Consider the following 25858-nt stretch of genomic DNA (forward strand, 5'->3'; position numbering starts at 1 on the left):
GCTCGCGGCTCGCGGCTCGCGGCTCGCGGCTCGCGGCTCGCGGCTCGCGGCTCGCGGCTACTGTCGACTTATCGCATCTCAAGCGGTGCTGCAACCTTTTCAGGGTCCGAACGGGAGCGCAGGGCGGTCATATCGTACGGGAATCATCCCTGGTCGGCGTGCGTGGTGGGCAGCGCACCGCCCCGCTTCCTCCCGGCGAAGCGGACCGGCGCCCGGAAGCGGGCCTTGCGGGCGGCCCGGCGGAAGGTGGTCAGGACGGCGGGGCCCGCCAGCATCACGCAGACGAAGTTCGTGACGGCGCGTCCGGTGTCCCAGCCGAGGGACGTGGCCACGTCGAACGCCAGGTAGCGCTGCCACTGTTCGGTGAACGGCAGGCCGGGAAGGTAGGCGATCGAGCTGCCCGGGTCCAGCGAGAACGGCCAGAACGACAGGTTCAGCAGAAAGCCGAAGAGGTAGCCGGAGAGCGAACCGTAGACGGCGAGCATCAGGACCTCCCGGCGCCCCGTGGCCCGGGGCAGCAGGCCCGCGAGCATCCCGACGAACGCGCAGCCGAACATCTGGTACGGCATCCACGGGCCGACCCCGCCGGTGATCAGCGCGGACGCGAACAGCGAGGTGCAGCCCAGGGTGAAGCCGAAGCCCGGACCGTAGACACGGCCCGCCAGGACGAGGACGAAGAACACCGTCTCGATGCCCGCCGTGCCCGCGCCCAGCGGCCGCAGCGCCGCGTTCACGGCGGAGAGGACCCCGAGCATCGCCAGGGCCTTGGAGTTGATGCCGCCCTCGGCGATCTCGGAGATCACGACGCACAGGACGAGGACCAGCAGCACGCCGAAGATCAGCGGCGGCGCGTAGGCCGCGCCCAGCCGGCCCGGGGCGACCACGAAGGGCCAGAAGAAGGCGACCAGGCCGAGGAAGGCCGCCATGGTGATCACGACTGCGGCGCGCGGTGCGATACGGATGGCTCCCGCGGAGCGCTCCGTGACGTTCTTGAGATCCTTGAGGTCTTCGAGGTCCTTCACGCGTCCCCCTCTCCGCTCGGGAGCACCGGGAGCACCGAGGTCACCTGGTCGACCGTCAGGTACGGCAGGGGCGCGAGGATCTTCGCCACCTGCGGGGCGAAGACGGGGGAGGCGACGATCACCTCCGTGGTCGGCCCGTCCGCGACGATGTCGCCCTCGGCCAGCACCACGACCCGGTCCGCCGCACGCGCCGCGAACTCGACGTCATGGGTGGAGACCACCACCGACCGCCCCTCGGCGGCCAGCTCGTCGACGATGGCGATCAGCTGGGTCTTGGCCCGGTAGTCGAGACCGCGCGTCGGTTCGTCCAGCAGCAGCACCCGGGGCGCCGCCGCCAGCTGGATCGCGAGGACCAGTGCCAGCTTCTGGCCCTCGGAGAGGTCGCGGGGGTGCGTCGCACCGTCGATGCCCGGAGCCAGCCGGTCCAGGATCGCCCGGGCGGACGGCCCCGTGACCCCGTCCGCGGTCCCGGCCTCAGTCCCGGCCTTCGTCCCGGCCTTGGTCCCGGCCTTCGTCCCGGTCCGGACGGTCGCCCCGGACTCGGCGTCGGCCTGGTCGAGTTCCTGCTTGACGCTCTCCAGGTAGAGCAGGTCGGTCGGGGTCTGCGGAACCAGCCCGACCAGCCGACGGGCCTCCGCCGCGGACAGCTTCTTCGGGTCGGCGCCCTGCACGGGATCCGGTGCGCCGGACCCGCCCCGAGTCACCCGGACCGTCCCGGAGGTGCGGGGACCCGATCCCTGGAGCGCCCACAGCAGTGACGACTTGCCCGAGCCGTTGCGGCCCATCAACGCCGTGACCTCCCCGGCCCGCAGATCGAGGTCCACCTCCCGCACCGCCGGGGCACCCCGGTAGGCGACCGTGATCCCCCGGGCCCCGAGCAGGGCGGCGCCCGGTGCGTCCGGTACCGCGCGTACCGGCGGGGGCGGCGTGCCCTCCAGCGCCGTACGCAGCGGCCGGGCCGCCCTGCGGGCGTCGCGTACCGACAGGGGCAGGGGCGACCAGCCCGCCGCCCGGCCGAGCTCGACGATGGGCGGGGCGATCGACGACGCCGCGAAGATCTCCGAAGGCGGCCCCGCCGCCACCCGGCCGTCCCCCGGCAGGTGGATCACCCGGTCGGCGTACTGCACCACCCGCTCCAGCCGGTGCTCGGCCAGCAGCACCGTCACTCCGAGGTCGTGGACCAGCCGGGTCACCGCGGCCAGCACCTCTTCGGCCGCCGTCGGGTCGAGCGCGGACGTCGGCTCGTCCAGCACCAGGACCCGTGGGTGCGCGGTGAGCACGGAACCGATCGCGACGCGCTGCTGCTGCCCGCCGGACAGCTCGTGCAGCGCCCGATGGCGCAGATCCGCGAGCCCGAGCAGGTCGAGCGTCTCCTCGACGCGCTTGCGCATCACCGTCGGCGAGATGGCCAACTGCTCCATCGCGTAGGCCAGTTCCTCCTCGACCGTGTCGGTGACGAAGCCGTCCAGCGGATCCTGGCCCACCACGCCCACGACATCGGCGAGTTCGCGCGGCGGGTGCTCGGCGGTGTCCCGGCCGTCGACCGTGACCGTGCCGTACAGCGTGCCGCCGGTGAAGTGCGGTACGAGCCCGTTGACCGCGCCCAGCAGGGTCGACTTGCCGACCCCCGTATGGCCCACCACGAGGCACAGTTCACCCTCGTCGACCTTCAGGTTCACGTCCCGCATGACCGGCTCGTCGGCGCCGTCGTACACGACGGACACCTGGTCGAAGGTGATCATGCGGCTTCCTCGGTGCGTAGCGCGGGGACATGCGGAGTGGGCGGACCGGGCGGCGGCGCCAGGAACCCGGCCGCTCCCGCGAGCAGGATCGCGGCGGCCGGGACGAGCGGCAGCGTCGGCCAGCTCAGCGGGTAGATGGACGGGTTCAGCGCGGCCGGGTCGTAGCCCACGTTGACGAACAGCAGCACGGCGGAGAGCACCCCGCAGGACGCCACCGCCCACTCCGCGAACCGCCACGGATCCGGCCGGTACGTCGTCCGGGTCACCCGCCGCCCGCCCAGGCGCAGCCCCGCCAGACAGAGCACCGAACCGGCCGCCAGCGCCGGCAGCCCCAGCAGCCTGGGCGCGGACGCGTCGAGGAGGCCGTACGCCCCCGCGCACAGCCCGCACATGCCCAGCAGCATCAGCGCTCCGGTCAGCCGGCGCGAGCGCGGCGTCGCCGACCCGGCCCGCCCGTACCCGCGCGAGTCCATCGCCGCGGCCAGCCGGAGCGACCGCTCCAGCGCGTCCTCCAGTACCGGCACGACGATACCCCGCAGCGCCCCCAGCCCCTTGTTGCGCCCGGCCCGCAACCGCCGGGCGCGGGCCACCCGCTGCACGCTCTGCACCAGTTGAGGGGCGACGCTGATCGACACGGTGACGGCGACGCCGAGTTCGTACAGCGCGCCGGGCAGCACGCGCAGCGCCCGCTTCGGGTTGGCGAGGGTGTTCGCCGCACCGATGCAGCACAGCATGCAGGCCAGTCGCAGGCCGTCCGTCGCGGCCGACAGCAGTGCCTCCAGCGAGACCGGGCCGCCCAGTTGGATGCCCGCGTACCAGTCGGGCGTCGGGATGTGCGGCAGGGAGAAGAGGTAGTGGTCGTGCGGTGTGATGCCGGTGGCGAACACCGCGCGGAAGACCACGCGGATCGCGACGACCGTCAGGGCCAGATAGAGGTAGTACGCGAAGCCGCGCGCCCACGGGGCCTCGGTGCGCCGCACGGTGACGACGTAGCCGAGCACCGCGAGGACCAGGAAGAGCAGGAGCGGGTTGTTGGTCCGGCTGACCGCCGTGGCCAGGGCGAGCGCCCAGATCCACCAGGCGACCGGGTGCAGGGTGCGCGGCAGTCGCCGGCCGCCGGTGTCAGGCCTGCCGGCGGTGGGCTCCCCGTCCGCACGGGCGGCCACGCGGGCGCTACTGCTCACGGCGACGGCGCTTCGCGGCGAACAGGGCCGCGCCGCCGATGACCACCACGAGACCGGCCGTCGCCGCCACCGGCGCCATCGACCCGGAGTCGTGCTCCGCGTCGGCCGCCGGGGCGGCGTCCACCACCTTGGCCGACTTCTCCGGCGCGGCCACCGCCCCCGTCGCCGGACCCGACGGGCTCGGCGAGGGAGTGGCGGAGCCGGACGGGGAGGCGCTCGCGGAAGCGGAGGGCGACGCCGGCTTCGAGGGCTTCTTCGAGGGCCGCGGCGGAGCCTGGTCGCCGTCCGCCGGCCGCTGGGTGGTCCGTACGGGGTCGGGCTTCGGCTGTGGCGCCGGATCACCGCCCGTGGGGCGGGAGTTGTGGGCGCGCAGCTGGTCCGGGGTGACCGTGGGGCGGCCCTTGGTGCCCTCGATGTTCGTCCCGCCGAAGATCCACAGGTCCACGCTGCCCGGCCGGGGCCGGTAGCTCATCGCGCCGAGCTGGCTGTACTCCCAGGTGTTCTCGCCCGGGTCGGCGTGCCAGTACGACCAGTAGGCCGACGCGGGCGGGGTGAGGACGCAGTCCTCCTGCTGGGACGTCGGGTACTGCCGGCCGCCCTGGTGCCCGCTGTAGCCGATCCGGCAGATGAACGCCGGGCCGTCGTGCCCGGTCCCGGTGGTCCGCCAGCCGCCCTGGTTGAGCAGTGCGTAGCCGGTCGTCGGCGTCGTCCCGCAGGAGCGGTAGACGGGGCCGCCCCAGTGGCTGAAGTCGACGGCCAGCACCACGCCCGAGGAGGTGGTGCACCGGCCGATCGGCTGCGGGGCCGCCGACGCCCGGTCGGCGGGCGCGAGCAGCGCCGCGCCCGTCAGGCCGATCGAGGCCAGGGCCCGGCCCACGGTACGAAGGAGGCGCGGGTTCACCGCTCACCACCCGCTGCCGCCGTACGCCGGTCGCGGGCGGCCACGACCGTGCGCCAGCCCGCCAGGACCAGCACCAGGGCGGCCGCCGCGAGGCCGAGCGCCTGCGCACCGGTCGACGCGAGGCTGCCCCCGCCGCCCGGACCGTCGGCGTTCACCATGCCGCCGCCCGCGCCGTCCCCGGGCGTGACGATCACCGGGGCGGAGGAGGGGGCGGGGTTCGGCGTGGTGCCCTCCAGGCTGCGGGTGAGCGTGCCGAAGGAGATGCCGGTGGCACCGCCGACCGCCTGTGCCGAGGCGCGTATGTCGGAGCCCCGCTGTCCTTCCTTCGCCACGTCGAAGCCGCCGTCCCTGTTCTGCCGTGCGGCGAGGAACTTCAATGCCTTCGTGATCTGCTTGTCGTACTTCTCCGCCTTCAGGGACAGGCCCTGAACGGCGAGTCCGGCGGAGTTGACCGAGTTGCCGGACGCGCCGGGGAAGCCGCCGTCCGGCAGCTGCTGGGCGGCGAGCCACGCCACCGCCTTGTCCACGGCGGGCGCGTGCGCGTCGCCCGGGACCAGATCCAAGGTCATCGCGGCCATCGCGGTGGAGTCCACCTCCGAGTCGCCCGTCGCCGGGATCAGACTCGGCCAGGCTCCGGAGGTGTGCTGGAGACTCGCCAGATACGTGATCGGAGCCTCGGCCGCCTTCTCCTCACCCGCGCGCACCTGCGCCATGATCCCGAGGGAGTGGGCGAAGACGGAGGGCGCGTAGGTGTACGCACCCTTGGCGGCGCAGCTGCGGTCGGGGGCGGTGCTCGGCTTCTCGCAGACCGCGTCGGCCAGCCCGGCGATCAGGTCCTGGCCGCCGAAGTCGCGCGGGTCGCGTTCGACGACCTGGGCGAGGACGGCCGCCTTGCCCATCGAGCCGCCGAGGGCGTGCTTGGCGCCCACACCGGTCCAGTCGTGCAGGGCCCGGCCCTCGCCGTCCTTGCCGCCCTGCTCCAGGAAGTCCACGACCGTGCGCAGGGCGTTGTCGTCGTGGCCGGTCGCCGCCAGCGCGAACGCGCCGTCGATGGTGAGGCCGAAGTCGGCGCGTCCCGTCTTCTTGTCGGCCCGGTAGTAGCGTCCCTGGTGGAGGTTGGCCGGGCGTGTCAGGTAGGCGATGCCCTTCTTCAGGTCCGGGCCCACACCCGGCGGGCGGGTCGCGGGCCGAGTGGTGGGGCCGCCGGTCGCCGGGGGAGTGGTCGGCGGGGGCGTGGGCTCGGGGGCCTTCGCGACCAGCGTGACCAGGTCGACGCCCGCCCCCGCCAGCACGCCGGGGCCCGTCGCGTACAGCGCGGGATCGGTGGCGCCCTCGTCGAACCCGAAGCCCCCGCCGTCCAGCTGTTCCCGCGACAGCCAGGCGACGGCCGCGTCCGCCGCGCCGCCGTCACCGAGCGCGCGCAGCGCCTGTGCCGCGTACGCGCTCGCGGCGACGGACCCGGTGGTCGCCCCGTTGTACGGCGGGAACGCGCCGGACCTCAGCTGCGCCTTCTTCAGATACGTACGCGCCTTGGCGACGACGGCGTCCTGCCCGCCCGCCTCCTTCAGCACCAGCGCGACCAGCCCGGTGGTCATCGGATCGCCGTCGCAGTTCTCGCCGGGGCGGATGAGGATGCTGGTCACCGAGCCGTCCTGGCAGACCAGTTGGGTCAGCCGCGTCACGGCATCGGCCGGCGGCTCCACACCGCCGCGCAGCAGGGCCAGCACGGCCAGCGCCTGCCCGTCCGCGTAGTCCGCGCCGTGGAAGTCGCCCTTGGCCGTGCAGCCCGGGGCGGGGCTGCCCGCTTCCGGGCCCGCCGGGCACACGTGCTGCGCGAGGTCGCCGAGCAGGTCGCGGCCGCCGAAGTCGCGCGGGTCGCCCTCGGTGATCTCCGCGACGAGCGCCAGCCGGGCGGCTGCCGCGGCGTCGGGCGCCGCGTCCGTGCCGTTCGGGTAGGCGTACGCGCCGACGCGGGTGGCGAGGTGGGCCGCCACCTTGTCCAGGGCCGGACCCTTGCCGTTCGCCGCCGCGAGCGCGTACGCGGCCTCCGTGGTGAGGAAGTCGTCGGGCGCCTCGGCCCCTTCGTCCACCACGTGGGTGCCGTCGCGCAGTTGACCGCTCACCCAGCGGGCGGCGGCGGGCACGTCGATCTCCCCGGCGGGCACACTCGGCCCGTCGGTCGGACCGGGCGTCGCGCCCCCGCCCGCGCGGACCTCGTCGGGGGTGAAGGCGGGACGGCCGGTGGAGCCGCCGATGTCGGTGCCGCCGAACACCCAGGCGTCCACATCCCCCGCCTTGGGCTTGCGGCTCATCGCGCCGAGCGGGCTGTAGGACCAGGTCTCCTGGCCCGGCGAGGCGATCCAGTACGACCAGTACGCGGTGGCCTGCGGAGTCAGCACGCAGTCCTCGGTGGCCGGAGTCGGGTACTGCGTACCGGAGTTGAACGACCCCGTGCCGATCCGGCAGATGAAGCCGTCGCCGTCGTGCTGGGTGCCCTCGGTGCTGAACCCGCCGTCGTGGAGGAGGTCGTAGCCGGTGGTCGGGGTGGTGTCGCAGCCGCGCACCACATCGCCGCCGAACGGCCCGAAGTCCACCGCGACGATCGCGCCCTTCGTGGCCGTGCACTCCTCGACGGGATCGGCGACCGCCGGACCCGCGCCGGTGACGAACGCCACGCTCGCGGCGAACGCCACGGCGCCCGCCGTGATCAGCGACAGAAGTCTCTTCTTACCGGCCTGCCGGTCCTGTTGCTGTGCGGTCCCCACCACGGCCCCTCGTGTCGTCCGGGCGGGCCATGCGTGGCAGAGAGCACCCGGCAAGGGGGCGGGCCACGAAGGGGCCGCCCGAAGGGGAGCTGTTCGAACCACGCCGTAGTCCGCGACGGCGCTTCTCGCTGAAATTCCTGGTCCCAGGCATTCCGGCTCGCCCGCGCGATGCGGGCCCACGGTTGCGGGTCAGCGCCGGATTCCGACCGGCTTCCCCTGGGGCTGAGTGCGTATCAGGCGGATTGGAACACGCCTTCGAAGAGACCGTCAAGGTGTCCTGTGTCTCCTTCGTGGACGCCCCGGCGTACGCCCCGGCCGTCCCTGGCGCGCCCGTCCGGCCTCGGGTAGCGTCCTGGCCTGCCGTAGGGGGGAACCCGGTGCGAATCCGGGGCTGACGCGCAGCGGTGTGGGACGGCAGGGGGCCGTTCCCGAGCCCGAATGCCCAGACGGCGGTTGTCCCAGGAGAAACCGCACCCACGCGTTCGGGCGTCGGCCACCCCCTCAGCCTGCCCTGACCCGCCCCGCGCGGCCCGGGAGGCGGCGCGGTGCCGTGCGCCCCTCATCCCAGGAGCAGGCACATGCCCCGTTCTGTCACCTCCGTTCCGTCCCACACTTCCCACACTTCCCGCACCTCCCGCATCTCCCGTACGCCGCGCCGCGTGGCCCTCGTGGCGCCCGCCGTCCTCGGGGCGTTCGCCCTCACGGCGCTGCCCGCCGCGGCCACCTCCACCCCCGCCCAGATCGCCACCTCGAAGACCAACGGCGTGGCGTACGTCAAGTCCCTCCAGGCGGCGGACGGTTCGTACGCCGGCTCCGGGCTCTCCAACGAGTGGGCGTTCAGCGCGTTCGCCGCCGCCGGAACGGCCGCCGTGGACGTGACCCCGGGCGGCGACGCCACCAAGAACGCCCGCACCGTCTACCGCAACCTCCTGGCCACCCCCGGCTGGCCCTCCGCCACCCCCGTCGTCACCGACTACCAGCGCGGCACGCTCAACGCGTACGCCGCCGGGATCGACCCCGCCCGGGTCTCCGCCTCGCGCAACCTGATCGCCGACATCTACGGCTACTGGCAGACCGCGGAGGCCGGCTACTTCGGCCCGTCCGCCAACTACAACGGCACCGTCTTCGCCGCCCTGGCTCTGGGCGGCGCGAGAACCCAGGCCGGCGCCCAGCGGGTCCCGCAGGCGCTCGTCGACAAGATCGTCACCCGTCTGCGGGCCAACCAGCACGACGACGGCGGCTGGACCTACGCCAAGGCCGAGGGCAACGCCACCGAGCTGGCCAAGCCGGGCGACGTCGACATGACCGGCGCCTCGATGGCCGCGCTCTGCTCCTCCGGCGTTCCGAACACCGACCCCGACATCCTCCAGGCCAAGGCGTTCCTCAAGAGCAAGCTGGTCAACACCTCCGGCGCGTTCAACGCCATGTACGGCATCAACACCAGCTCCAACGGCTGGGCCGTCTCCGGGCTCAACGCCTGCGGCATCAACCCGCAGACCGGCGACTTCCTCACCCCGGCGGGCCGCACCCCGATCGATTTCCTGATCGCCCAGCAGTTCACCCCCGGGGGCGGCTTCAAGTACCAGCCCTCGGACACCTCACCGTCCGCCTACTCCTCCCTCGACGCCCTGCGCGCCGTCGCGGGCGGCGGCTTCACGGCGGCCCCGCCCACCCCGGTCACCGCGGGCGCCCCCACGTGGGTCGCGGCGAGCGGCTTCACGGCCGGCACGGCGACGAAACTGGCGCTCACCGTGGACGACGGCACCGGCGCCCTGAAGGTCTGCTCGGTCGCCCTCACCCCGACCGGCACGACCACCACCCTCGGCACCGTCCTGGCCGCCGCGACGAGCGCCGCCACCCCGGCGGGCTGCGTCACCTCCGTGGTCCCCGCCTCCGGCACCGGAACCATCACCTCCGTCAACGGCAAGGCCAACGCCGGTTCGGCGACCTGGAAGGTGTCCGTCGACGGCTCGGCCTTCGCCGGGGCCGCCCGCAACAAGGTGATCGGGGTCGGTGACACGATCGCCCTGCGCTATTCCTGACCCGGCCCGGTGACGGGGGCGCGCACCGCTAGGCGCAGGGCGTCCCCGTCACCGGATACGGCACGAACGTGCTGCTGTTCTCGTCGATGGCCAGCGGCTGCCCCAGCGGCGGGACCGCCCGCTGCGGGCAGTCCAGCCGCTCGCAGATCCGGCAGCCCATCCCGATCGGCGTCGCGGCCGAGGCGTTGTCCAGGTCGAGGCCGTCGGAGTAGACCAGCCGCCCGGCGTGCCGGATCTCGCAGCCGAGACCGATCGCGAACGTCTTGCCCGGCTCGCCCCAGCCGCCCCGGTGCCGGGTCACGGCCCGTGCGGTCCACAGATAGCGCTGCCCGTCCGGCATGGCCGCGATCTGTACGTGGATCCTGCCGGGCGCGGCGAACGCCTCGTACACGTTCCACAGGGGACAGGTGCCGCCCGCGCGGGAGAAGTGGAACCCGGTCGCCGACTGCCGCTTCGACATGTTCCCGGCCCGGTCGACCCGGACGAAGGAGAACGGCACCCCGCGCAGCCGGGGCCGCTGGAGCGTGGACAGCCGGTGGCAGACCGTCTCGTAACCGAGCCCGAACCGGTCGGTGAGGCGCTCGATGTCGTACCGCACCTCCTCGGCGGCCGTGTGGAAGGCCCGGTACGGGAGGATCAGCGCGCCCGCGACGTAGTTGGCGACCCCGATCCGCGCCAGCGGCCAGGTCGCCGAGCCCTCGTCGTAGTCCTCCGACGCCAGCCGGTCGATCTCCCGGCCGTGTTCGAGCAGGGCCAGCTGTGTCGCCATCCGGAACGCCTGCTGGCCCGGCCGCAGCCGGTTCGACAGATACAGCACCCGGGCGTCCGGGTCGTAGTGGTGCAGCCGTCCGGTGTCCGCCGCCCGCCCGTCGCCCTCCTTCCGCCGGTCCGGTCGCCCCCGGGCCGCGTCGGGGCCGGGCCTGCCCGGCTGGTCGGCGGCGGTCGCCAGCCGGATGCCGTGCCGCTCGGCGAGACGGGCCGAGAGCGCCCGGACGACCTCGCCGGGGCGCACCCCGATCTCCTCCGCCAGCTCCTCCGCCGCCAGGTCCGCCTCGTGCAGATAGTTCTGGCGGCGGTAGAAGAACTCGCGGATCTCCTCGTGCGGGGAGCGCGGCAGCTCCGGGCCGCCGCCGCCCCGCAGCTCGGCCGCCTCCGCGAGCTGCCCCGCCAGCGCCTGGTTGCGTCGCCCGAGGTCGAGCAGCACGTTCGCGACCCCCGGCAGCCGGGAGGCCAGCTCGGACAGCTCGGCGGCCGAGACCCGCGCCGCACCGACCTCGTCCGCGAGCGCCTCCCGCAGATCCGCCAGCACCCGGGCGGTGTCCCGCTCGGAGAAGAAGCCCGGGTCCACCCCGAAGGCCTCCGTCAGCCGCAGCAGCACCGGCACCGTCAGCGGGCGCGAGTCGTGCTCCATCTGGTTCAGATAGCTCGGCGAGATCGCCAGCATCCGGGCCAGCTCCGCCTGGCTCAGCCCGCGCTCCTCGCGGAGCCTGCGCAGCCGCGCTCCCGCGTAGGTCTTGCTCACCTCGGGGCCCTTCCCGCCGTCATCGACATATCGACGACCTTAGCCGCCAGGACCTCCTCGCGACCCTTGGCAATCTTGGCAAAGTGCGTCGAAAGATTCGCAGAACTTGGCACGCGTACCCCGTTGATGGCACTCAGTGCCACTGTCAGAGTTGTTCCAGCGGCCCACCGGACACCGGCTCCGGGCCGGGGAACCGAGCACGATTTCATGCCCTGACGTCGTTCTCCTCGGATCTCGGACCGGTCCGCCGGGCGCATTGCTTACCGTTCCACCTCGGAGGTCCGGTGGGCCGCACCGGGAAGTCGAGTCACCCGGTGACGTCGACTTCGCACCCTTCACACGATCGACCCACACGACTTCGGGAGACACGCCATGGCGCAGGCAAGGACGACGGCGGAAGAGCTGGCGCGGCGGTGGGCGGGCGACCCCCGCTGGAAGGGCATCGAGCGCACCTACTCCGCCGAGGACGTGGTCCGGCTCTCCGGCAGCGTCCGCGAGGAGCACACCCTCGCCCGGCGCGGCGCCGAGCGGCTGTGGCGCCAGCTCCACGAGCGGGACTACCTCCACGCGCTCGGCGCCCTGACCGGTGGCCAGGCCGTCCAGCAGGTCAAGGCGGGCCTCCAGGCCATCTACCTCTCCGGCTGGCAGGTCGCCGCCGACGCCAACCTGGCCGGCCACACCTACCCCGACCAGAGCCTCTACCCGGCCAACTCGGTGCCCAGCGTGGTCCGCAGGATCAACAACGCCCTGCTGCGCGCCGACCAGATCGCCACCGCCGAGGACGCGGGCGACTCCACCGACTACCTGGCCCCGATCGTCGCCGACGCGGAGGCCGGCTTCGGCGGCCCGCTCAACGCCTTCGAGCTCACCAAGGCGATGATCGAGGCCGGTGCGGCCGGCATCCACTACGAGGACCAGCTCGCCTCGGAGAAGAAGTGCGGCCACCTCGGCGGCAAGGTCCTCGTCCCCACCGCCCAGCACGTGCGCACCCTCAACGCGGCCCGCCTCGCGGCCGACATCGCCGATGTGCCCACCCTGATCGTGGCCCGCACCGACGCGCTCGCCGCCAACCTGATCACCAGCGACGTCGACGAGCGCGACGCGCGGTTCATCACGGGCGAGCGGACCGCCGAGGGCTTCTACCGGGTCCGGAACGGCATGGCGCCGGTCATCTCGCGCGGCCTCGCCTACGCCCCGTACGCCGACCTCATCTGGGTCGAGACCGGCACCCCGGATCTGGCGCAGGCCCGCGAGTTCGCCGAGGCGATCCACGCCGAGCACCCGGACCAGATGCTCGCGTACAACTGCTCGCCGTCCTTCAACTGGCGGGCCGCGCTGGATGACGACCAGATCGCCAAGTTCCAGCGGGAGCTGGGCGCGATGGGCTACCGCTTCCAGTTCATCACCCTGGCCGGCTTCCACTCCCTCAACCACGCCATGTTCGACCTGGCGCGCGGCTACGCCGAGCAGGGCATGACCGCCTACGTCGACCTCCAGGAGCGCGAGTTCGCCGCCCAGGAGCAGGGCTTCACCGCCGTCAAGCACCAGCGCGAGGTCGGCACGGGCTACTTCGACCGGGTCTCCACCGCCATCAACCCGGCCTCCTCCACCACGGCCCTCACCGGCTCCACGGAGGAGGAGCAGTTCCACTAGAAGATCGCCCCGACCGGTCGCGGGGGCCGCACCGCCCCCGCGACCGGGGTCCGACGTCCCGGATTCCGCCACGCCCCCGCTGAGGAGAACCGCATGACCACCCTTGCCACGACCGGCCGCGTCCAGGTCCTCGGCGTTCCGGGGGACCGGTACGAGGAGGTCCTCACCCCGGAGGCCCTCGACTTCATCGGCCGCCTCGACGCGGCCTTCGCCGCCCGCCGCTTCGACCTGCTGACCGAGCGCCGCCGCCGCTCCGCGCTGCTGCGCGGCGGCACCCCGCTCGACTTCCCCCGCGCCACCATGTCGATCCGCCAGGACCCCGACTGGCGGGTCGCCCGCCCCGCCCCCGGTCTGACCGACCGCCGGGTGGAGATCACAGGACCGCCCGAGCGCTCCACGGCCGTCAACGCGCTCAACTCCGGGGCGCAGGTGTGGATGGCGGACTTCGAGGACGCCACCTCGCCCACCTGGGAGAACATCGTCCAGGGACAACTGAACCTGATCGACGCCATCGACCGCCGCATCGACTTCACCACCACGAGCGGCAAGGAGTACCGGCTCACCGACCGGCCCGCCACCATCATGGTCCGGCCGCGCGGCTGGCACCTCACGGAGAAGCACCTCGTCATCGACGAGCGGCCCGTGCCCGCCGCACTCGTCGACTTCGGGCTCTACTTCTTCCACTGCGCACAGCGCCAGATCGACGCCGGCAGCGGACCGTACTTCTCCCTCCCCAAGCTGGAGAACCGGTACGAGGCCCGGCTCTGGAACGACGTGTTCCTCCTCGCCCAGGACCTGCTGGACATCCCCCGGGGGACGATCCGCGCCACCGTCCTCATCGAGACGATCACCGCCGCGTTCGAGATGGAGGAGATCCTCTACGAGCTGCGCGAGCACAGCGCCGGTCTCGACGCGGGACGCTGGGACTACCTGTTCAGCCTGATCAAGAACTTCGCGCACCGACCCGACTTCGTCCTCCCCGACCGGGCCACGGTCACCATGACCGCCCCGTTCCTGCGCGCCTGCACCGAACTCCTGGTCCGCACCTGCCACCGGCGCGGCGCGCACGCCATCGGCGGCATGGCCGCCCAGATCCCCGGCGGCGAGCCCGCGGCCCGGGAAGCCGCCCTGGCGAAGGTCCGGCTGGACAAGGAGCGCGAGGCGGAGGACGGCTTCGACGGCTCCTTGGTGGCCCACCCCGGCCTCGTCCCGGTCTGCCGGACCGTCTTCGACGGCGTGCTCGGCGACCGGCCGCACCAGCTGGAGCGCACCCGCGACGACGTCCACGTCACCGCCGAGGACCTCGTCGCCGTCCGCTGCACGGCGGGCCGCCCGACCTCGCAGGGCGTGCGCGACAACATCGCCGTCGCCCTGCGCTACTACGACGCCTGGCTGCGCGGGCAGGGGGCCGTCGCCCTGAACGGGCTCATGGAGGACGCGGCCACGGCCGAGATCGCCCGGGTCCAGATCTGGCAGTGGCTCAAGCACCGGGCGGTCGACCGCGAGACGGTCCTCGGGCTCCTCGACGAGGAGCTGGCCGTGCTCGGGGCCACCTACCCCTGGGCCCGGCTCGACCAGGTCCGCGACCTGTTCGAACGCACCGCGCTCGGCAGGGAGCTGCCCGCCTTCTTCACCACGGAGGCGTACGCCCGCCACCTCCTGGGCCGTCCGGCGGTGCGGGCGTGAGCGCCGCCATCGTCCGGGTGGGCGTCGTCGGCGGCGGCCTGATGGGGGCCGGGATCGCCGAGGTCTGCGCCCGCGCCGGACTCGACACGATCGTCTGCGAGGCCGACGCCACCGCCGCCGACCGGGCCCGCGAACGCGTGGCCGTGTCCCTGGAACGGGCCGTCCAGCGCGGCAAGCTCGACCGCCTCCCGGCCGAGGACGCCCTCGGCCGGCTGGTCTTCACCGGGAGCCTCGACGACCTGGCCGACCGTCAGCTCGTGATCGAGGCCGTCGTCGAGAACGCCGCCGCCAAGACGGAGATCTTCACCGCTCTCGACAAGATCGTCGAGGACCCCGAGGCGATCCTGGCGACCAACACCTCCGCCATCCCCGTGATGCGGCTCGGCATGGCCACCCACCGCGCCGACCGCGTCCTCGGACTGCACTTCTTCAACCCGGTGCCGGTCCTCCCGCTGGTGGAGGTGGTGACCTCGCTGCACACCTCGGCCGGGACGCTCGCCGCCACCGAAGAGTTCGCGACCTCGGTCCTCGGCAAGACGGTGGTCCGCTCCCAGGACCGGGCCGGCTTCGTCGTCAACGCGCTCCTCATCCCGTATCTGCTCTCCGCGATCCGGATGGCCGAGTCGGGGTTCGCCACCGCCGCCGACGTGGACGCCGGGATGGAACTGGGCTGCGCCCACCCGATGGGACCGCTCAAGCTCGCCGACCTGATCGGCCTGGACACGGTGGCCTCCATCGCGGCGTCGTTGTACGACGAGTTCAAGGAACCCCTCTACGCCCCGCCGCCGCTGCTCCAGCGGATGGTGGAGGCGGGACTGCTCGGCCGGAAGGCCGGGCGCGGGTTCCACCGATACGACCGGGGCTGAGGGGCCCGGGTTCCGGGTCGCGGCTGAGGGGCCGCGACCACTGACCGGACGGGGTGGGAAGCGGTTGACTGTGCCGCTGCCCACCCCGCCGCGGTGTTCGCCGCACGACTCCTTGCGGGACCGCAACGAGGAAGGCGTGAACCGGTCGCGCACCGGGGCGGTCGAGAGAGCAGAATCGGGTACGGACCGGGGTGATCGTTTCCCGGTGCGCCGGACCCGTCTCCCCGCGGGCCGGCCGACGACGAAGACGTACGAGGAGACCCGATGGTGCACGAACGGGCCGGTCACCCGGCACAGTCCGCAGACCTGGTCGACGTGGCACGGCTGGTGACGGCCTACTACGCCCTCCACCCCGACCCGGCCGAGCCCGCCCAGCGGGTCGCCTTCGGCACCTCCGGCCACCGCGGCTCCGCGTTCGCCGCCGCGTTCAACGAGGACCACATCGCCGCCACCACCCAGGCCATCTGCGACTACCGCGCCCGCCAGGGCACCGACGGGCCCCTCTTCCTCGGCGCGGACACCCACGCGCTGTCCGAACCCGCCCGGGTCACCGCCCTGGAGGTGCTCGCCGCCAACGGCGTCACCGCCCTCGTCGACAGCGAGGACGGCTACACCCCGACCCCGGCCGTCTCGCACGCCATCCTCACGTACAACCAGGGGCGCACCGAGCACCTGGCCGACGGCATCGTCGTCACCCCGTCGCACAACCCGCCCGCCGACGGCGGCTTCAAGTACAACCCGCCGAACGGGGGACCGGCCGCATCCGACGCCACCTCCTGGATCCAGGACCGGGCGAACGCCCTGATCGAGGCCGGCCTCGGGGAGGTCCGCCGGATCCCGTACGCGCGTGCTCGGTCCGCCGACACCACCCGCCGCCACGACTTCCTGACCGCCTACGTCGACGACCTGCCGTCCGTCCTCGACCTCAACGCCGTCCGGGACGCGGGCATCAGGATCGGGGCCGACCCGCTCGGCGGCGCGTCCGTCGCCTACTGGGGGCGGATCGCGGAACGCCACCGGATCGACCTCACCGTGGTCAACCCGCTCGCCGACCCCACTTGGCGGTTCATGACGCTGGACTGGGACGGAAAGATCCGCATGGACTGCTCCTCGCCGCACGCCATGGCCTCGCTCATCGAGCAGCGCGACGCCTACGCCATCTCCACCGGCAACGACGCGGACGCCGACCGGCACGGCATCGTCACCCCCGACGGCGGGCTGATGAACCCCAACCACTATCTGGCCGTGGCCATCGACCACCTCTACACCCACCGCGAGAACTGGGCCGCCGGGACCGGCATCGGCAAGACCCTGGTCTCCTCCTCCATGATCGACCGGGTCGCCCAGGACCTCGGCCGGCCCCTGGTGGAGGTCCCGGTCGGCTTCAAGTGGTTCGTCGACGGCCTCTACGGCGGCAGCCTCGGCTTCGGCGGCGAGGAGTCCGCCGGGGCCTCCTTCCTGCGCCGCGACGGCCGGGTCTGGACCACGGACAAGGACGGCATCCTGCTGGCTCTCCTCGCCTCCGAGATCACCGCCGTCACCGGCGCCACCCCCTCCCAGCACTACGCCCGCCTCACCGACCGCTTCGGCGACCCCGCCTACGCCCGTATCGACGCCCCCGCCACCCGCGAGGAGAAGGCCGTCCTGGCGAAGCTCTCCCCGCAGCAGGTCAAGGCCGACACCCTGGCCGGGGAGCCCGTCACCGCCGTACTCACCGAGGCTCCCGGCAACGGGGCCCCGATCGGCGGCCTCAAGGTCTGCACCGACAGCGCCTGGTTCGCCGCCCGCCCCTCGGGCACCGAGGACGTCTACAAGGTGTACGCGGAGAGCTTCCAGGGCCCCGGCCATCTCGCCCGGGTCCAGGAGGAGGCCCGGGCCCTCGTCGCCGAAGCGCTGGGCGGGGCTTAGGAGTTGGGATGACGGTCGAGCCCGGGTCAGGGCGGGGGGCCGGGCCGGTCCGGGCGAGGCCCGGGCCCGGGGCTCAGGCGCCGGGCACCGTCGGCCGCACCTGACGCAGGAAGGCCGCGTTGTCCGGCGTGCGACGGACCTTGTCGAGCAGCGCCTGCAGGGCGCCCTGGCCGTCACGGGCGTTCAGGGCGCGGCGCAGGGCGCGTGCCGCCGCCAACTCATCGAGACCGAGGAGGAGTTCCTCACGGCGGGTGCCGGAGCGGGTGATGTCGACGGCCGGGAAGATCCGTGCTTCGGCGGCGGAGCGGTCCAGGCGCAGCTCCATGTTGCCGGTGCCTTTCAGCTCTTCGAAGAAGAACTCGTCGGCCCGTGAGCCCGTCTCCACGAGGGCCGTCGCCAGGATGGTCAGCGAACCGCCCTCCTCGGCGCAACGGGCCGCCCCGAACAGCTTCTTGGGGCCGGTCAGCGCCGCCGCGTCGACGCCGCCGCTCAGGGTGCGCCCGCCCGCGCGGGCCGCGTTGTTGTGGGCCCGGCACAGCCGGGTGAGGGAGTCCAGCAGGACCACCACGTCCCGGCCCTGCTCGACGAGGCGCCGGGCGCGCTCCAGGGCGAGTTCGGCCAGGGCGATGTGCTCCTTCGCGGGCCGGTCGAAGGTCGAGGCGTACACCTCGCCGCGCACCGAGCGGCGCATGTCCGTGACCTCCTCGGGGCGTTCGTCGAGCAGCACCACCATCAGGTGCGTCTCGGGGTGGTTGGTCGCGACGGCCGCGGCCAGTTGCTGGAGCAGCACCGTCTTCCCCGTCCGGGGCGGTGCGACGATGAGGCCGCGCTGCCCCTTGCCGACGGGGGAGAGGAGGTCCACGACGCGAGGCGCGGGCCCGCCCTGCGGCGTTTCGAGACGGAGCCGCTCGTGGGGATGGACCGGCGTCAGGTCGCGGAAGCGGGCGCGGCCCCGCAGGGCCTCCGGGGCGAGTCCGCCCACCCGGTCCACCGAGGACAGGACGCGCGGCCGGTCGCAGTGGCCCTCGACGGCGTCGCCCTTGCGCAGCCCGTGGCGGCGGATGAGGGCGGACGACACCTGGATGTCGTCGGGGGAGGGGTGGCCGCCGCGGACACGGAGCATGCCCTGTCCGTCGTCCGTGGTGTCGAGGAGCCCGGCGACCCGGACAGGGCGCTGCTCCCGGGCTACGGGGCGTTCGAGTGCGGTGGTCATGGAAGGGGTCCTTTCGCGGACAGGCGAACGAGGGGACCGGCGTACGGAGGGGCGGCTTGATCACGCCACGCACCGGGGGCACGGAAGCCCTGGGCCGGAAGAGACAGCGAAAACGCTGGGAAGAAGCTGGATCGCCGGTCGGAAAGACGGGCGCAACAGCGGTGGAGAGAAATCAGCACCGGTGCCCGATGAGAACGGGGCATGCACATGTGCTCATCGCACTGTACCACTGCGTGCCGGACCCGCCGACGTCTGGAAGCTGCGCCGGTGCGACGCCGCCCACCGCATCGCCCTGCCGCCCCAGGCCCCGCAGGTCCGACCGGGCGGCCGTCGTCGTACCGACCGTGCGCGTGCCCGCCGTGGGCGTCTGACGCCCACGGCACCCGCGTCCGTCACGGGCCGCCCGAAAACGCCGAGGGGCCCCTCCGGGGGCCCCTCGGTCCGTGTCGGCGTCCCGTACGCCCACGGGATCAGCCGGACGTACCCCTGCCACTGTCACCGAACGCGCCGCCGCGGAACGCGCCGAGGATCTCCTCGGCCGCCAGCGTCGCCGTCAACGTGCCCTCCCGGACCCGCTGTTCGAGCTCCGGAGCGAGCTTCCGCACGGCCGGATGGCTGTACAGGCTGTCCAGCAGTTCGTCACGGACCATGGCCCAGGTCCAGTCCACCTGCTGGTCCCGCCGCTTCGCCGCCAGCCGCCCGGTCGACTCCAGGACCGTGCGGTGCTGCTCCAGCCGGTCCCACAGAGTGTCCAGGCCGAGGGACTCGCGTGCGCTGCACGTGAGCACCGGAGGCGTCCAGGCCGCGTCCGCCGGATGCATCAGCCGTAGCGCGCCCGCCAGTTCACGGGCCGCCGAGCGGGCGTCGCGCTCGTGCGGGCCGTCGGCCTTGTTCACCGCGATGGCGTCCGCCAGCTCCAGAACACCCTTCTTGATGCCCTGCAACTGGTCGCCGGTACGGGCCAGCGTCAGCAGCAGGAACGTGTCGACCATGTTGGCCACCGCCGTCTCCGACTGCCCGACGCCCACCGTCTCCACCAGCACCACGTCGTAACCCGCCGCCTCCATCACCACGATGGACTCCCGGGTCGCCTTGGCCACCCCGCCCAGCGTGCCCGCCGTGGGGGAGGGGCGGACGAAGGCGGCCGGGTCCACCGCCAGGCGCTCCATCCGGGTCTTGTCGCCCAGGATGGAACCGCCCGTACGGCTGGAGGACGGATCGACCGCGAGCACCGCCACCCGGTGACCGAGGCCGGTGAGCATCGTGCCGAGCGCGTCGATGAACGTGGACTTGCCCACGCCCGGCACCCCGCTGATGCCGATCCGCCGGGCCGCCCCCGCGTGCGGCAGCAACTGGCCCAGCAACTGCTGGGCCAGCACCCGGTGTTCGGCCCGCGTCGACTCGACGAGCGTGATCGCGCGCGCCACGAACGCCCGCTTCCCGTCGAGCACTCCCTGCACATAACCGTCGATGTCGATCTTCGCAGCCATCCGGTCAGCGGCTCACAGCTCGTGGCCGAGCGCGGCGCCGAGCCGCGTCACCAGGTCGTGGGCCGCGTCCGGGATCACCGTCCCCGGCGGGAAGACCGAGGCGGCGCCCGCCTCGTGCAGCGCCTCGATGTCCTGCGGCGGAATCACCCCGCCCACCACGATCATGATGTCCTCGCGGCCCTCGGCGGCCAGCTCCTCGCGCAGCGCCGGCACCAGGGTCAGGTGCCCCGCCGCCAGCGAGGAGACGCCCACGATGTGCACGTCCGCCTCGACGGCCTGCCGCGCCACCTCGCCCGGGGTCTGGAACAGCGGGCCGACGTCCACGTCGAAGCCCAGGTCGGCGAAGGCCGTGGCGATCACCTTCTGGCCCCGGTCGTGGCCGTCCTGCCCCATCTTGGCGACCAGGATGCGCGGACGACGGCCCTCGGCCTCCTCGAAGGCCTCGACCAGCGCGCGGGTGCGGTCCACCGAAGGGGACTCTCCTGCCTCTTTGCGGTACACACCGGAGATCGTACGGATCTGCCCCGCGTGCCGCCCGTACACCTTCTCCAGCGCGTCCGAGATCTCGCCGACCGTGGCCATCGCCCGCGCCGCGTCGACCGCCAGCGCCAGCAGATTGCCCTCGAGACCCGGGCCCGGATCGCGCTCGGCGGCGGTCGTCAGCGCCCGCAGCGCCTCCTGGCACGCCACCTCGTCGCGCTCCTCGCGCAGCCGGCGCAGCTTCTCGATCTGCTGGGTGCGCACCGAGGAGTTGTCGACCTTGAGCACGTCGATCTTCTCGTCGGTCTCCACCCGGTACTTGTTCACTCCGATCACCGGCTGCCGCCCGGAGTCGATCCGCGCCTGCGTCCGCGCGGCCGCCTCCTCCACCCGGAGCTTGGGGATGCCCGCGTCGATGGCCTTCGCCATGCCGCCGGCCGCCTCGACCTCCTCGATGTGCTGCCAGGCCCGGTCCGCCAGATCGCGCGTCAGCTTCTCCACGTACGCGCTGCCGCCCCACGGGTCGATGACCCGGCAGGTGCCGGACTCCTGCTGGAGCAGGAGCTGCGTGTTACGGGCGATCCGCGCCGAGAAGTCGGTGGGCAGCGCCAGCGCCTCGTCCAGCGCGTTGGTGTGCAGCGACTGGGTGTGCCCCTGCGTCGCGGCCATCGCCTCCACGCACGTACGCGTCACGTTGTTGAACACGTCCTGCGCGGTCAGCGACCACCCCGAGGTCTGCGAATGCGTGCGCAGGGACAGGGACTTGGGGTTCTTCGGGTCGAACTGCTTCACCAGGCGCGCCCAGAGGAGCCGGGCCGCCCGCAACTTGGCGACCTCCATGAAGAAGTTCATCCCGATCGCCCAGAAGAACGACAGGCGCGGCGCGAACGCGTCGACGTCCAGGCCGGCTTCCTGCCCGGCGCGCAGATACTCCACCCCGTCGGCCAGCGTGTACGCCAGCTCCAGATCGGCCGTGGCCCCGGCCTCCTGGATGTGATAGCCGGAGATCGAGATGGAGTTGTAGCGCGGCATCTTCTGCGAGGTGAACGCGAAGATGTCGGAGATGATCCGCATCGAGGGCGTCGGCGGATAGATGTAGGTGTTGCGGACCATGAACTCCTTCAGAATGTCGTTCTGAATGGTCCCGGCCAACTTCTCGGGCGGCACGCCCTGTTCCTCGGCGGCCACGATGTACAGCGCCAGCACGGGAAGCACCGCGCCGTTCATCGTCATCGACACCGACATCCGGTCCAGCGGAATGCCGTCGAACAACTGGCGCATGTCGTAGATGGAGTCGATCGCCACCCCGGCCATGCCGACGTCACCGGTCACCCGCGGGTGGTCGCTGTCGTAGCCCCGGTGGGTGGGCAGGTCGAAGGCGACGGACAGGCCCTTCTGCCCGGCCGCGAGATTGCGCCGGTAGAAGGCGTTGGACTCCTCGGCCGTGGAGAAACCGGCGTACTGACGGATCGTCCAGGGCTGGTTGACGTACATCGTCGGGTAGGGCCCGCGCAGATACGGGGCGATGCCCGGGTAGCTGTGCAGCGCGTCCAGGCCCTCCAGGTCCTCACCGGTGTAGAGCGGCTTGACCGTGATGCCCTCGGGCGTCTCCCAGAGCGGGGCCTCGGCGCCGTCGGCCGCCTTGGTCACAGCCGCCTGCCACTCCCCGTCGGAACTCGCGGGCGGTGCGGTCGACGCGAGCGGCACGTCGGAGAAGTCGGGAACGGAGGGGTTACGGTCCGTGGGCGAGGTCGGCATCACGCCACTCCCATGCGGTCGAGAACGGAGGTGAGAACGGCGACCGCGTCGCAGCCCGCGAAGACGTAGGCGTCGACATCGGCGTACTCGCCGGGGCGTCCCGCGAGGAACACCCGCGCCGCGCCCGCAGCCTTCAGCGCACCGGACACCGCGTCCGCCTGCTCGGCGTAGAGCGCGTCCGAGGAGCACAGCACGGCGACCGACGCCCCGGAGGCCGTCAGCGCACCGGCGGCCGTGTCCGCGTCCACCGACACCGGGTCGTGCACCGCCTCGATCCCGCCCGCCCCGAACAGGTTGACGGCGAACGAGGCCCGCGCGGTGTGCGCGGCGGCCGGGCCGAGCGCCGCGACGAAGACCTTCGGGCGGCTTCCGGTCGCCGCGAGGTGCGCGTCCGACCGGGCACGCAGCGCCTCGAACGCCTCGTCGCGCCGGACCCGGGGCAGACCGCCCGGAGCCCCCGCGTACGCATCGGCCGCGGGCTCGCGCTCCACCGGGCGCTCACCGGGCATCGGGAACTCACTGACCCCGGTGATCGGCTCCTTGCGGCGGGCCAGCTTCGCACTGCGCGCCGACCAGGTGGCGGCGAGCCGCTCCGCGACCGTCCCGGAGCGCAGAGCGGCGGGCAGACCGCCCGCACGCTCGGTCTCCTGGAAGAACGCCCAGGCCGCCGCCGCGAGTTCGTCAGTCAGCCGCTCCACGTACCAGGAGCCGCCCGCCGGGTCGATGACCCGCGCCAGGTGCGACTCCTCCATCAGGATCGTCGAGGTGTTGCGGGCGATGCGCCGCGCGAACGCGTCGGGCAGGCCCAGGGCGTGATCGAACGGCAGCACGGTCACGGAGTCCGCGCCGCCCACCCCCGCGCCCAGCGTGGCGAGCGTGGTGCGCAGCATGTTCACCCACGGGTCGCGGCGCGTCATCATCACCGGAGAGGTGATGGCGTGCTGCCGCTGGGCCCCGGCGGCCGGAGCCCCGGATGCCTCGGCGACCCGCGCCCACAGCCGGCGCGCGGCGCGCAGCTTGGCGATCGTCAGGAACTGGTCGGCGGTGGCCGCGTAACGGAACTCCAGCTGCCCGCAGGCCGCGTCCACGCTCATTCCGGCAGCGGTCAGGGCGCGCAGGTAGGCGACGCCGGTGGCCAGGGAGAGCCCCAGCTCCTCACCGGCCGAACCACCCGCCTCGTGGTAGGGCAGCGCGTCCACGGAGACGGCCCGCAGCCCCGGGTACTCCGCGTCGCACCGCTGTGCCCAGCGCACGGCGGCGGCGAGGTCCGCCTCGACGCCCGTCCGGGCCTCGTGGCCGAGCGGGTCGGCGCCCAGCGTGCCGCGCGCCTCGGCCTTGGCGACGCCGCGGTCCTCGTACAGCCGCAGCAGCTCCGTCGCGGCGGCGTCCAGGTCGGCCGGGGCGTCGAGGGCGATGGGCGCGAGGTCGAGGTACACGCCGTCCAGTGCGCGGGAGAGCCCCTCGACGGGGACGCCCGCCGGACCGCCCACCGTGAGCCAGAGCGAGGTCACCCCGTTCTCCAGATCACCGAGCACCGCCTCGTTCAGCCGGGCGGGGTCGGTGAGGGCGTGGCGCTGGCGTACGTCCCAGCCGCCCGCCGCGTTCCCCTCGGCCCTGCTGCCCCGGGTGAAGGGGGCGAAGCCGGGAAAGCCGGTGTCCGGCGACACGTCGTGCGCGGTGTAGAGGGGGCGGGTGGTGAGCCCGTCCTCCAGTGTGGTGGACAGCGCTTCCTCGGCGGCCGAGCCCGTGACTTCCTTGCCCGACTTGCGCAGTACGCCTTCGACGAGGCTCTGCCACTGGTCATGGGAAGGGTCGGGGAACGCGGCGGCCGGAGAGAGCCCGTCAGCAGGCTGGACCGTCATGCTCAGATGCTAGGGCAGTGCGCTGAACCAGCAGCAGGGGCACGTGCTGTGACCTTGCCCTCTCAGGCAGGTACTTGATCCTTTACATACCGTCACGTAACCGGCGTGGGGGGCGGACGGCGGCAACACGACGGTTCTCGACATGGGGATGAATCGGGACACTAGTGCATATTATGTGCGAAGTTTCCTGATTTCTTATGTCATCCCTGGAATGCCGTATCCACCCCGGCGCCCCTGCGGCCGCCGGGATACGGAGAGGACGCGACCGTGGCCGTCGGACCTGTGGAATACCTCGTCATCGCCTTTCCCGGCAGTCGCTTCACGGGGTCTTTCGCCCCGGCCCTCGCCGACGCCGTGTCGTCCGGAGCCGTGCGCTCCGGTGACCTGGCCTTCGTCCGGCGGTCCGAAGGCGGCCCGCTGGCCCAGGTGGAACTGCGGGAACTGGACCCCGAGGGAGTGGTTCCCGCCGAAGCGGGGCGGAGCGGCGCGGCGGCGGAGCTGAGCGCGGAGGACGTCGACGGCCTCGGCCGGAGTGTGCCGGCGGGCGACGTCGCCGCGATCGTCGTCCGGGAGGACCTCTGGACCACGGAGCTGGCCCGGACGGCCCGCGAGGCGGGCGGCGTCTTCGTGGCGCACGAGCGCCTCGGCGCCGGCGGGGCGGGAGCCGGCGAGGCCGCGGGCGACGACATCATCGACCGGCTGGAGCGGCTCGCCGAGCTGTGGAAGCGCGAGATCCTCACCGACGCCGAGTTCGTGGAGCAGAAGACCAAGCTCCTGTCGGACTGACGTCCGGCCGGCGTCCCGGGGAGCCGGACCAGGTGTCCCGGTGCTGCTTTCCTTACTGCATACGACGTTGATCCTGATATGTGGAATTCCTGGAATTCATCGGGGAAAGAGGCAGTTCATCGTGCAGACCGCCCGGACCGTTCCAGCCGCCACCGTTGTCAATCTGCGCGACCTGGGCGGCATCGCCCTGGGCCGTGACCGCCGGGTGCGGCAGGGCGTCCTGTTCCGCTCGGGTCAGCTGAGCGAGCTCGACCCGGCGCGCGACCGGGCGGTGTCCGCGCTCGGTATCCGCACCGTCGTGGACCTGCGGACCGCGGACGAGCGCCAGTGGGCCCCGGACCGGCTGCCGGACCGGGCCCGGCTCTTCGTCGCCGATGTCCTGGGCGACCACCCGGGCGTGGCGCCCGCCCGGCTGCGGTCCCTGCTCGCCGACCCCGCCGAGGCGGAGCGGACGCTGGGGGGCGGCAGGGCCGAGGAACTCTTCGCCGAGACCTACCGCAAGATGGTGCTCTCGCCGGGCGCCGCGGCCGCCTACCGGGCCTTCCTGGAGACGGTCGCCGAACCCGGTGCGCGCCCGGTGCTCTTCCACTGCACGGCGGGCAAGGACCGTACCGGCTGGGCGGCGGCCGTTCTGCTGATGATCCTGGGAGCGGCCCGCGCCACGGTGCGGACGGACTTCCTCGCGGTCAATCCCGCGGTCCGGGCCGCCTTCGCCCCCTACGTGGCGAAGTTCCTGGACGGCGGGGGCGACCCCGCCGTCGCCGCGGCGATCATCGAGGTCCGACCCCGCTACCTGGACGTGGCCCTCGACGCCATGGACGAGCGCTGGGGCGGCCTCGACGGCTATGTGCGCAACGGGCTGCGGATGCCCGACGCGACACTGGAGCGGCTGCGCGACGGTCTGGTGGTCCGCGGCTGAAGCGGGCGGCCGGCGCCGCGACCGCGTGAAGGGGCCGGTCCGGCCGGGAAGATCCCGGC

The 25858-nt window shown here is 73.1% G+C and carries 17 protein-coding genes and 2 riboswitches; of the genes, 7 read left to right on the forward strand and 10 right to left on the reverse strand.

Going from position 1 to position 25858, the window contains the following annotated elements; all coding sequences use genetic code 11:
* Positions 1 to 143: 143 nt before the first annotated feature.
* From ACFWRV_RS33485 to ACFWRV_RS33505, 5 genes are all read right to left on the reverse strand, one after another.
* Entirely contained in the window at positions 144 to 926 is a 783-nt protein-coding gene (locus tag ACFWRV_RS33485; protein ID WP_384339694.1) for an ECF transporter S component, read from the reverse strand.
* Positions 927 to 1018: 92 nt separating this feature from the next.
* On the reverse strand, positions 1019 to 2764 hold the full coding sequence (locus ACFWRV_RS33490; RefSeq protein WP_384339678.1) for an ABC transporter ATP-binding protein: 1746 nt from the start codon (positions 2762 to 2764) through the stop codon (positions 1019 to 1021).
* Positions 2761 to 3948 (reverse strand): CbiQ family ECF transporter T component, encoded by a 1188-nt coding sequence (locus ACFWRV_RS33495; protein WP_384339679.1) that lies wholly within the window; start codon positions 3946 to 3948, stop codon positions 2761 to 2763. Before ACFWRV_RS33495 ends, ACFWRV_RS33490 begins: the two co-directional genes overlap by 4 nt.
* On the reverse strand, positions 3938 to 4849 hold the full coding sequence (locus ACFWRV_RS33500) for a hypothetical protein (RefSeq protein WP_384339680.1): 912 nt from the start codon (positions 4847 to 4849) through the stop codon (positions 3938 to 3940). The genes ACFWRV_RS33495 and ACFWRV_RS33500 overlap by 11 nt, the downstream gene beginning before the upstream one ends.
* Positions 4846 to 7614 (reverse strand): prenyltransferase/squalene oxidase repeat-containing protein, encoded by a 2769-nt coding sequence (locus ACFWRV_RS33505; RefSeq protein ID WP_384339681.1) that lies wholly within the window; start codon positions 7612 to 7614, stop codon positions 4846 to 4848. The genes ACFWRV_RS33500 and ACFWRV_RS33505 overlap by 4 nt, the downstream gene beginning before the upstream one ends.
* Positions 7615 to 7759: 145 nt before the next feature.
* Positions 7760 to 7832, reverse strand: a riboswitch (cobalamin riboswitch).
* A 149-nt stretch (positions 7833 to 7981) separates the two neighbouring features.
* Positions 7982 to 8058, forward strand: a riboswitch (cobalamin riboswitch).
* 134 nt (positions 8059 to 8192) lie between these two features.
* On the opposite strand from ACFWRV_RS33505, the gene ACFWRV_RS33510 reads away from it, so the two are divergent.
* Complete coding sequence (locus tag ACFWRV_RS33510; RefSeq protein ID WP_384339682.1) at positions 8193 to 9656, forward strand: hypothetical protein; 1464 nt, start codon at positions 8193 to 8195, stop codon at positions 9654 to 9656.
* 28 nt (positions 9657 to 9684) lie between these two features.
* On the opposite strand, the gene ACFWRV_RS33515 is transcribed toward ACFWRV_RS33510, so the two are convergent.
* On the reverse strand, positions 9685 to 11178 hold the full coding sequence (locus ACFWRV_RS33515) for a short-chain fatty acyl-CoA regulator family protein (RefSeq protein WP_384339683.1): 1494 nt from the start codon (positions 11176 to 11178) through the stop codon (positions 9685 to 9687).
* 372 nt (positions 11179 to 11550) lie between these two features.
* On the opposite strand from ACFWRV_RS33515, the gene aceA reads away from it, so the two are divergent.
* The 4 genes from aceA (at position 11551) to pgm (ending at position 17291) form a co-directional block, all read left to right on the forward strand.
* On the forward strand, positions 11551 to 12831 hold the full coding sequence (gene aceA / locus ACFWRV_RS33520) for an isocitrate lyase (RefSeq protein ID WP_384339684.1): 1281 nt from the start codon (positions 11551 to 11553) through the stop codon (positions 12829 to 12831).
* A 93-nt stretch (positions 12832 to 12924) separates the two neighbouring features.
* The gene (aceB, locus tag ACFWRV_RS33525; protein ID WP_384339685.1) at positions 12925 to 14517 is read left to right on the forward strand and encodes a malate synthase A; all 1593 of its coding nucleotides are present in this window, start codon (positions 12925 to 12927) and stop codon (positions 14515 to 14517) included.
* Positions 14514 to 15383 (forward strand): 3-hydroxybutyryl-CoA dehydrogenase, encoded by an 870-nt coding sequence (locus ACFWRV_RS33530; RefSeq protein ID WP_384339686.1) that lies wholly within the window; start codon positions 14514 to 14516, stop codon positions 15381 to 15383. Before aceB ends, ACFWRV_RS33530 begins: the two co-directional genes overlap by 4 nt.
* Before the next feature lie 264 nt (positions 15384 to 15647).
* The gene (pgm, locus tag ACFWRV_RS33535) at positions 15648 to 17291 is read left to right on the forward strand and encodes a phosphoglucomutase (alpha-D-glucose-1,6-bisphosphate-dependent) (RefSeq protein WP_384339687.1); all 1644 of its coding nucleotides are present in this window, start codon (positions 15648 to 15650) and stop codon (positions 17289 to 17291) included.
* A gap of 73 nt (positions 17292 to 17364) precedes the next feature.
* On the opposite strand, the gene rho is transcribed toward pgm, so the two are convergent.
* From rho to ACFWRV_RS33555, 4 genes are all read right to left on the reverse strand, one after another.
* On the reverse strand, positions 17365 to 18504 hold the full coding sequence (rho, locus tag ACFWRV_RS33540; RefSeq protein ID WP_384339688.1) for a transcription termination factor Rho: 1140 nt from the start codon (positions 18502 to 18504) through the stop codon (positions 17365 to 17367).
* Between the two features lie 470 nt (positions 18505 to 18974).
* Positions 18975 to 19994 (reverse strand): methylmalonyl Co-A mutase-associated GTPase MeaB, encoded by a 1020-nt coding sequence (gene meaB, locus ACFWRV_RS33545; protein ID WP_384339689.1) that lies wholly within the window; start codon positions 19992 to 19994, stop codon positions 18975 to 18977.
* 12 nt (positions 19995 to 20006) lie between these two features.
* Positions 20007 to 22232 carry a methylmalonyl-CoA mutase gene (gene scpA / locus ACFWRV_RS33550; RefSeq protein WP_384339690.1) on the reverse strand — a complete coding sequence of 742 codons (2226 nt, stop codon included), beginning with the start codon at positions 22230 to 22232 and terminating at the stop codon, positions 20007 to 20009.
* Positions 22232 to 24094, reverse strand: a complete 1863-nt coding sequence (locus ACFWRV_RS33555; RefSeq protein WP_384339691.1) for a methylmalonyl-CoA mutase family protein — start codon at positions 24092 to 24094, stop codon at positions 22232 to 22234. Before ACFWRV_RS33555 ends, scpA begins: the two co-directional genes overlap by 1 nt.
* A gap of 267 nt (positions 24095 to 24361) precedes the next feature.
* Between ACFWRV_RS33555 and ACFWRV_RS33560 the strand changes: the two genes are divergently transcribed.
* Both ACFWRV_RS33560 and ACFWRV_RS33565 read left to right on the forward strand, forming a co-directional pair.
* A complete protein-coding gene (locus tag ACFWRV_RS33560; protein ID WP_384339692.1) occupies positions 24362 to 24880 on the forward strand; it encodes a DUF6325 family protein in 519 nt (172 codons plus the stop codon).
* A 121-nt stretch (positions 24881 to 25001) separates the two neighbouring features.
* A complete protein-coding gene (locus tag ACFWRV_RS33565; protein ID WP_384339693.1) occupies positions 25002 to 25799 on the forward strand; it encodes a tyrosine-protein phosphatase in 798 nt (265 codons plus the stop codon).
* Positions 25800 to 25858: the final 59 nt, after the last annotated feature.

Source organism: Streptomyces sp. NPDC058576, assembly GCF_042718715.1.
Lineage (GTDB): Bacteria > Actinomycetota > Actinomycetes > Streptomycetales > Streptomycetaceae > Streptomyces.

What these genes read in the sequence shown, in the direction of transcription:
- aceA (WP_384339684.1), top strand. Translation starts at nt 11,551, where the DNA reads ATGGCGCAGGCAAGGACGACGGCGGAAGAGCTGGCGCGGCGGTGGGCG.
- ACFWRV_RS33490 (WP_384339678.1), bottom strand. Translation starts at nt 2,764, where the DNA reads ATGATCACCTTCGACCAGGTGTCCGTCGTGTACGACGGCGCCGACGAG.
- pgm (WP_384339687.1), top strand. Translation starts at nt 15,648, where the DNA reads ATGGTGCACGAACGGGCCGGTCACCCGGCACAGTCCGCAGACCTGGTC.
- meaB (WP_384339689.1), bottom strand. Translation starts at nt 19,994, where the DNA reads ATGGCTGCGAAGATCGACATCGACGGTTATGTGCAGGGAGTGCTCGAC.
- aceB (WP_384339685.1), top strand. Translation starts at nt 12,925, where the DNA reads ATGACCACCCTTGCCACGACCGGCCGCGTCCAGGTCCTCGGCGTTCCG.
- ACFWRV_RS33485 (WP_384339694.1), bottom strand. Translation starts at nt 926, where the DNA reads ATGGCGGCCTTCCTCGGCCTGGTCGCCTTCTTCTGGCCCTTCGTGGTC.
- ACFWRV_RS33510 (WP_384339682.1), top strand. Translation starts at nt 8,193, where the DNA reads ATGCCCCGTTCTGTCACCTCCGTTCCGTCCCACACTTCCCACACTTCC.
- rho (WP_384339688.1), bottom strand. Translation starts at nt 18,504, where the DNA reads ATGACCACCGCACTCGAACGCCCCGTAGCCCGGGAGCAGCGCCCTGTC.
- ACFWRV_RS33555 (WP_384339691.1), bottom strand. Translation starts at nt 24,094, where the DNA reads ATGACGGTCCAGCCTGCTGACGGGCTCTCTCCGGCCGCCGCGTTCCCC.
- scpA (WP_384339690.1), bottom strand. Translation starts at nt 22,232, where the DNA reads ATGCCGACCTCGCCCACGGACCGTAACCCCTCCGTTCCCGACTTCTCC.